Source organism: Vibrio sp. JZG120 (assembly GCF_053890955.1).
In genome coordinates this window covers 1-1,747 of record NZ_JBSRRK010000041.1, presented here as the reverse complement: position 1 = coordinate 1,747, position 1,747 = coordinate 1, and the positions used below count along the sequence as shown (strand labels likewise).

Annotated in this window: 1 protein-coding gene and 1 pseudogene; one reads left to right on the top strand and one right to left on the bottom strand. The window is 40.0% G+C overall.

Going from position 1 to position 1,747, the window contains the following annotated elements; translation table 11 throughout:
* Positions 1-316 precede the first annotated feature (316 nt).
* Entirely contained in the window at positions 317-832 is a 516-nt protein-coding gene (locus tag ACWPOD_RS23690) for a hypothetical protein (protein ID WP_456232304.1), read from the top strand.
* 512 nt (positions 833-1,344) lie between these two features.
* Here ACWPOD_RS23690 and ACWPOD_RS23685 read toward each other — a convergent pair.
* Positions 1,345-1,747: pseudogene (locus tag ACWPOD_RS23685) on the bottom strand (transposase); the annotation flags it as partial.

Sequence of the window (1,747 nt, the reverse complement as noted above, 5' to 3'; positions counted from 1 at the left end):
CTGCTCCAGTATTTCTGGGTACTATCAAAACAGATCAATCACTTAAAGTCATGTCCGAAAATCGGGGACCACTTCTGACCTTTTCCTTGGTCAAATGGCATTAAAAACTACGCCTTATGTTAAAGCAGATGAGCAACACCAACTAAAAGCGGCTATTGGTTCTGCATGTGCAAACAGCAAATTGTTTAGATATTTATCACAATGTGGCATCCAACTCGCTGACCAATCATCGAACAGACACACCTTAACCTATTCTTTTTATTGGCTAATAATTTACAATACTCTATTTGCAACTTGTTATTCCTATAGGTTCTAAATGAAAAAATTAGCTTTGTTTGCTTCCCTTTCCTTGACTGGTTGTATTAGCCCGGAGCAAGCGATCGAGAGAATTATCAATTCCGAAGATTCTACATTTTTGAGTGATGTATGTTTCGATATTGGTAGTGGATTTAATAGTCACGCATTACAAGATGACTATTTCGATGCGTTGAAGGTGAACGACCCAATCAACTGTGTTCACGAGGGCGTTAAACGAAAGAACCTGACTGAAAAGGATGCCCTTTATCATACAAGAGATGTACTTCAACATGCTTCGAAAAAAGACTTTTTAGCAAAAGGGGACCTCCAAAATGTAAGAGTTGAGTTAGAAGCAGTCACAATAAAAATACAAGAGCGAGAAAGGATTGCTACGAAAGAAGAACAACGTAGGAAAGAACAAAGTAAACAAGAAAAGCTTAGAAAGGCTCAGCGTCTTAGAGAATACCCATTCTACGATGATGAAATACAGGTCGAACACTACCCATTAGGGTGGATTATTCTTTATGAATACTAAAAGCTTGAGGATATCCAAGAGCTAGATGGGTATACCTATTCTCACATATAGCTTACCGACCTTTATAGTCTAAGTCGTGCACGATGTGCCGAGCCTAAAGCCCTAGTGAGCTCAGAAAAAAGGCCTCAAGGAGCACCACTTGAGGCCTTTTAGAAGTGTAAGGTTAAGAAACAACAGAGTAGAAATAAAAACGATTAACTCCTAACCTTCTTAATTGAAGATACATAATGACCTCCAGCATACATCAAAAAGTTACAAATATGAAAACTGTTTGTTATATTCATTAATTTTCTAAACCACATTTGAGAGTATTTATTTTAGCAATCACTAAAGTGTATTAAGTATACAACTTAATACTAGTACTAAAGAGCCATAATGTGGGCAGATTTTTAGTTCGCATCTGGTTTTCTAAAAGAGTTAGTATTAATGCTTGCTGTTAAATACGATGCCCTGCAAGGGGCTTTGTTGCTTAATTCGATGAGAAGACATGGTAGCCCCATGTTGTTCAGTTCTTAAACAACATACTGAGTTTCAGGCATACCTAGCCCTGTAAGCTTGTTCAGCGCTTTGATTCACCAACTTGAGCGTTGTAGTCCCTCAGGCTTAATTTCCCACCTAACAACTGTTTTACCCGATACATTGCTGTCTCTGAGAGCGAGCGCTTATGATAACCATACCGATTTTTCCACTTCTTGTTGAAGCCGTAGAGCTTCTGGCAACCCACTGCTAAGTTGCGAGGATGTCCTCGCTCCCAGAAGGCGGCCCCTTTTCGTGGCGGAATGAGCGGAACAGCTCGCTTGAGCCGTATGGCATCATGGCAATTCCTTGTGTCATAAGCACCATCGCCTGACATCTCAATGACTTTACGACGTGTCTGCTTAAGCAAGTTGGGAAGTACTTCAGCATCGGTTACGT